The sequence below is a fragment of the Limnospira sp. PMC 1279.21 genome, from assembly GCF_032349615.1.
GTDB lineage: Bacteria > Cyanobacteriota > Cyanobacteriia > Cyanobacteriales > Microcoleaceae > Limnospira > Limnospira fusiformis.
Window position 1 is genome coordinate 1 of the sequence record NZ_JARPLU010000221.1, and the last position, 6317, is coordinate 6317.

The 6317-nt window shown below is 45.1% G+C and carries 4 protein-coding genes; all 4 read right to left on the bottom strand.

The window, feature by feature from the left end; genetic code table 11:
• Positions 1 to 32 precede the first annotated feature (32 nt).
• Complete coding sequence (locus P5683_RS21805) at positions 33 to 2777, bottom strand: family 10 glycosylhydrolase (RefSeq protein ID WP_315641746.1); 2745 nt, start codon at positions 2775 to 2777, stop codon at positions 33 to 35.
• Positions 2778 to 2994: 217 nt separating this feature from the next.
• Positions 2995 to 3621, bottom strand: coding sequence for a CDP-alcohol phosphatidyltransferase family protein (locus P5683_RS21810; RefSeq protein WP_006626183.1), 627 nt, complete (start codon positions 3619 to 3621; stop codon positions 2995 to 2997).
• A gap of 101 nt (positions 3622 to 3722) precedes the next feature.
• The gene (locus P5683_RS21815; RefSeq protein ID WP_006626184.1) at positions 3723 to 4703 is read right to left on the bottom strand and encodes a diacylglycerol kinase family protein; all 981 of its coding nucleotides are present in this window, start codon (positions 4701 to 4703) and stop codon (positions 3723 to 3725) included.
• Positions 4704 to 4845: 142 nt separating this feature from the next.
• Entirely contained in the window at positions 4846 to 6033 is a 1188-nt protein-coding gene (locus P5683_RS21820; RefSeq protein WP_006626186.1) for an AAA family ATPase, read from the bottom strand.
• Positions 6034 to 6317: the final 284 nt, after the last annotated feature.

Here is a 6317-nt window from a genome sequence, read left to right on the forward strand (position 1 = left end):
TCGTTTTTCCGCCCCGCTTTAAAAAGACGGAGCTACCAAACTCCCGAATTTTTGCTGTGTGCGCCGTATCGTAACAGCATATCTAAACTAGCCAATCGATTTTGCCAACTTTGGACTTGGTAGGGTTTTTCCCTAGCATGGAGGGTCATATAACCGTTAAATTGAGATTGAAAAGTAGCTAATTCTCGTTGAGCGCGACTCAAGGCTTGAGGATTGGGGGACTCAGCCAAATTTTGCAAAGCCTGTGCTAAAACCTCTGCTTGGTTTCTAAAGCTGTTTAGTTGAGATTCCCTGATCCAGAGTTGGTCATTAGCGAGGAGAAAACTCCACTCTCGCTTGAGGGCTAAATAGCGATCGCTGGCAGCTTTGAGAGGCTGACGATAGGGGATAATGTGGCTGTGGTTTCCGCCATTATTTTGAGTGCGACGCAAAAATCCCTGTAAGTTGCTATCAATAGTTTCCACGGCAAAAATGGAATAGCCGCCACTAGGTAAATCTCGGAGGGCTTGAATTTGGTCGATCGCCACCACATTAGGAATATCCAAAAGTTTGACGGAGGGGGCGATTAAAGTAGGCCCTAACTGTTGTGGTCCGGTGAGAGGTTGAGTAATGCGCTGTAGGCGATTAGTATCGAGGGAATAAGTCATAGGGACTAGCAAATCAAGATATCCTTGACGCGCCCAAACTTCCCAATGTTGTTGAATTTTGGCAATGCGTTCAGTTTCCGGGTGTGGAAACACCGCCGCCGAGAGAATGACATTCGGATAATTAGTGCTTAACAGTTGTCGGACATCGCGGACAAAAGATGTCACCTGATCAGATCGAAATTGTGTCCACTGTTGCCATAATACCCCATCACGGGGAGTCAGAGAAATGGGGTCAACTCCAGTTAAATCTCTAAACTGGGTTCTGGAGGCTGTACCATAGCCAAAATTAAAATTTCGGTTAGCATCCTGAAAAGGATAGCGGATATAGTCGAGATGAATGCCATCAACCTGATAATTGTGGGCCATTTCTCCGACCAAACGTAATAGATAACTGCGGACCTCCCGGTTAGCTGGATCTAGGTAAGCCTTGCGATCGTTTTCATGCCAAGTCCGACCCTGGTTATCCAAATTAGCCCATTCCGGGTAAGCGGACAACACAGGACCTAAATAACTGTCAGGTTGTCGCAAGAGGGCATTGTGTCGCTGATTAGCGATCGCAAATACCCAAACCCAGGCGTGTAATTCCATACCCCTAGCTTTTGCTAGTTTCACCGCCGCAGCTAAAGGGTCCCAACCGACGGTCAAAGGATTCTGGGAGGGTGCAACTCGCGAGGGGTAGATAGTATATCCGGCGTTGACAGTTTCAAAAAATACGGTATTAATTCCGGCATCTGCCAAACGGTCAAATATTTGGGCGAGTCCTGCTTCTCCTCTGGCCGCGACGATTGTACCACGATCTAGCCAAACTGCCCGAATTTCTGCACCCGATCGCTCTCCGTCGGTGGGGTAATTTTCCCACAATTTTTGACGGGCATCTAACCATAATCTTCTGGCAGCTACCCAATTTTGGGCGGCTACCAATTCGGGAAACTGTTTAATCGCTTGTTGGGCTAGGGCGATCGCATTTTGTGTCCTTGATGGTATAGAAGATGTGGCGTGTCTAGCAATTGTAGTCACTGGATTTTTCGGTTCAGCCGAAGCTATCTGCAAGTTAATGGGGGTACTACCAGAAGCCGAAGCTATAACAGCATTTTCAAACCTACCCAACAGATTCTCTAATTCTTCCCTCATCAAAATGGCGGTAGTGTTATCAATGGGGTCGTTACCCGGTTTGACCTCTAACCCTGCTGGCGCTGATTGTTCCGAGGGGTCTGTAAATAATTGCAGCAAAGAAGGACGGGGGTTGACTGAGGCTAGGTTGGGGTTACTAACTCGATTAGCTGGTGGGGGGGTTTGAATAGTTGTCCGGGACCCTGTATTTGACTGCTGAGGGGGGGTTTGAATAGTTGTCGGGGACTCACTAAGCCGCCGGTGAGGCGCTGGTTGTATGGTGTGATTTTGGCGGGCTACAGAGGATTGTGGGGGACTGCTAGCCCCAGTGTAACGATTAATAGCAGCCTGTAACCAAGCTGTATCTACTTCTGGTGACTCTCCGCGTCCCCAATGCCATCCTAAATAAATAGCCTGGGTGGTCGCAATAGCGGCGGCGGAAGCGCTGCTACCCTGCCAAACTCCGGCGGTGTAGCTTTCTTGGGTGGCGGGAATTAATACCCCACCTGCTACGGTTCCACTGGTGTTCACTGTGGCGGCCCACTCTGTTATATTACGACAAATCTGATCTTGACAGCGATCGCTTTGAGAAATCGGCGTGGCTGGGTTACTCAGGGGAAAAGCCCAATAAGACCCGATTAGGGTTCTTAGTCTTTCACGCGCTAAGGGAGTTGAACGGTTCCCCACTGTCCCACTGGCTATTAAGCGCCCTCCCTGTTGTACCCATTGTTCTAATATACGAATTTGGTCTGTGGTCATTACTTCCACATTGGGAAGAAATAATACTCGCAGTCCCCGTAATGCTTCCGCGCTATTGAGATTATCTATATCAATGGTTTGATAGTTGATGCGACTGCTTTGTAGTCGGCTTTCTACGCTATTCCAGTCTGCTGTCGGTAATGGGGAACGTACTACTCCCAAAATTGTTTCGGCTTTCACTGGTCCAGGAAACCAGGCGGAGAGATTAATTATAATACCAGTCAGAATGGCTGTGAGTGGGTACTTTCGGGAAGATGCCATGGGCTGTTAAGTAGTTGGTTATTGTATGGAGCGAAAATCCGATCGCAATCGAGATAGGTTGTTTATGCAGTTACACCCCCAGAAACCCTAAGTCAGGGCGATTATCCCCCCTAATGGGGAAGAGCAGAAATCCTGATTCATTCTACAACTAAAGGCGATCGCCATGAATTGATCAATCCACCCATTTGGGAGACTCACCCCGATTGAGTTGTTGGGTTTATTCGTTCCCTGGGTTCAGGGCGTGAGCAAATCTATGTATAGCCGCCACATTAGATATTACCGCCAAAGCTATCAGTAGGGGGAAAATTTGCCCGGTTAATAATCCTACAATAATCAAAACTGTTCGCACAGCCCGGCTACCAATACTAGCGATACTGCTGCGACCTAATGATTCACTTTTGGCGCGGATATAGGGAACCATTGTAGTTCCCAAAAGTGCTATTAATCCCACGACTAAGTTATCCCTAGGGTTATCTAAGATTAGGGCTGATATTATCAAAAAATCCACATAGCGATCTAAGACACTATCCAGTAAGTTTCCCGTATCCGAAGCGATACCCCTACTCCGGGCTAGGTCTCCATCCAAACAGTCTAGTAACCCACTAATTACTATGGCTACAACTGCCCAAAGATAGTAATGTTTTAAGATTAAAAAACCTGCCAACCCGCCGCCAATCAATAAAGAAGTCCAGGTGATGCCGTTGGGGGTTATCCAAGACACATTAATCAAGACTTTGGCGATTTTGAGCGTGAAAAATTGCAGGATTTTGTCTAGGGGAGATTGAGGGGAAACGATGGAATTTTCGGGAAGTTCCGAGGTCTTTTCGTAGACGGTATCTGACATATTTTGATGGTTGATAAATGTTTTGTTATCAGCCAATAAGTATCACATTAGTTGGCAGAAGTCAATCATAATCAGACACTGACTCAGACATGGCTAGGTATTTAAGGATGAAAGACACGCGCCAAATTGGGTAGGACTTCAACTTTAATGGGGGCTGAGGAAATAGGTTCCCCGTCTATGGCTAAAAATTCTCCATCTTGGGGGTCTAGGTGAAAACCTCGCAGCTTATAATATTCGATTCCTGGGATGGCTAGATGCTGTCCTTTATTGCACAATAAAAAAGCCTTAATTAAGTTGAATTTAGAGATACCACGCCGCACTAATAAAACATCTATATTTCCATCTGTGGGGTGAGAGTGAGGTGCGGGATTAAGATTATAAGCCGCCCAGGGAACATTCATCGCCCATAACAGTATATAATCATCCTCAATTATAAGGGGAGATTCACAGTCGGCAGTAATTAGCGATAATTTGCCTCGATAATGACGCAGTTTCCAGATTTCCCATAGTGCATAAATGTCGGTTTTTAAAGAACCCAAAAACCGCAGATTATCCGATTTGATATCGACGGCAGCAATTAATCCCCAGGCTATGGAGAGAATGCTATAATAAAAGCGATCGCTTTCGCCTTCGCTTTGTTGGACTCCCAAGATATCCAGGGGTTGAATATTGCCTCTGGTGATGGCAATGGTAGCATTGATATGATTATAGGTTTCTCCAGCTTCTTGTAGCAGGGTTTTACATAAGCCATTACTGGTACCGGCGGGGATGATTCCCAGAGGTGTTTTAATGGCTTTTTCCCAGTCTTGACGGTTCATTAAGCCGTTAATTACCTCATGAATGCTACCATCTCCCCCCACAACTACTAAGCCATCAATTGAGGATAAATCCATATTTTTGACGCGGTTTTGGAGGTCGCCAGCATGACGGGTGCAGGTGACATTAAAGGCGGTGTTATGGTGTGCTAAAATGGGTTTTATTTGCTCAAATATCTGTAAGGATTTACCTTTACCGCTGGCGGGATTAATGAAAATCTCTAATCGTTGAGGGGAGGGGTTTGGGGGTTGATTTGACCAACTCATTTTCTGATGATTCCGGGAATTAATTAAAGGCGATCGCCTAATTTATATATTATCATATTATCATAGTAATTTATCCCAAAACCTCGCCGGATAAAATGTAAACCTCCGGGGCGAATTGGGGGATTAAGTATAGTTAAAAAAATCACAGATTTATGAGAGGATTTCCCACGTCAAAAAAATCTTCCATCCAGAGAGAACCAAGCAAGGCACCTTGATTTATAAACTCTTTGACTCCCTGCATATCTGCGGTTTTTTTAGCTTGAGTAAAACCCTGGCTATCTCGATAAAGTACCCATAACTCTTCTGGCTTTAGACTATTTACAAAAAATGGAGAATGGGTAGTTACCATTAATTGAGTATTAGCAGAAGCTGTCCGGCATTCTTCAGCCAGTTGTGGCAATAAAACCGGGTGTAAGTGATTTTCGGGTTCTTCAATGCCGACTAATTGAGGAGGTTTTGGGTCATATAATACAGTTAAATATGCCAATAGTTTTAAAGTTCCGTCTGAGGCAAATTTGGCGAGAATTGGATGAGAAAAAGGTGCGTCTTTTATTTGTAATAACAGACGACCATCTGGCATAATTGATGCTTCTACTTTTTCTAAGCGAGGAATTCGGGAAGATAAAGTTTTTAAGATTTCCTCTAAACGCTGGGGATGTTGTTCTTTTAAATATTGGATAACATTGGGTAAATTATTCCCCGTTGTGGATAATCTTTCTTGGGTTCCTGCTTCGGGAATGCTGCGGGTATTGTCGGCGGTTAAATAGGATAAATACCATCCGGTGATGAACCGCCTTAAAGCACTAACCCGGGGATGTTTGGCAAATTGCCCCAAAGTATTAACCGCTAATAATTCCGGGGAGTCAAGTTGTTCCGTGATTCTTTCGTCTTGTGGGTCTGGCATTTCCCCACTGATGACTTGTCCTTCCCCATTTTTAAAGTCCAAAAAACGGAAGGGTTTACCTTGTCCTCCTCGTCGCCAATGCAGCCATTCTTCGGCGATAAAAGGGCGATTATTTTCTTCATTGATGGCGAGATGATAGGTAATTAAAGGTGAGTCGGAGGTTTCTCGGTATTTTAATTCAATCACAATGCAGCCTTGACTATCTCGGGTGCGGAGTTCTCGAAATCTCCCCCGTCTATCCCAGGCTTTGCTGAGGCTTTCGGTAAAGCATTCAGATAGAAAGGCAAACACATCAAAAATTGTGGATTTGCCACTGCCATTGGGACCTAAAAATACGGTGAGGGGAGTAATTCTTTTTAATTCGAGATTTTGTAAGGCGCGGTAATTTATAACTTTGAGATATTCGATTTTGGGAATTGTACTCATAATTTCGCTGCTAAGACCTACTGCTAACTATAGCGGTGGGTCGGGGAATCCGCAATTGATAATAGTTGGGAAGAGTTTGTCAGGGTTTCCAGATGGTTGGATTGATGGGACTGTCCACCGGGTCAAGGGTTCCGATGTGGATTGATTAACTCTGGGGGTCTGGGGGGTTTCCAGAAGGTTTTTGGTCATTACTATCAATTAGTGCCGAGTTGAGCCATACTTATCAAGAGTTGTAGATGTGACCGAAGAATACACCAGCAAAACCTGTACTCACTGTGGTCATA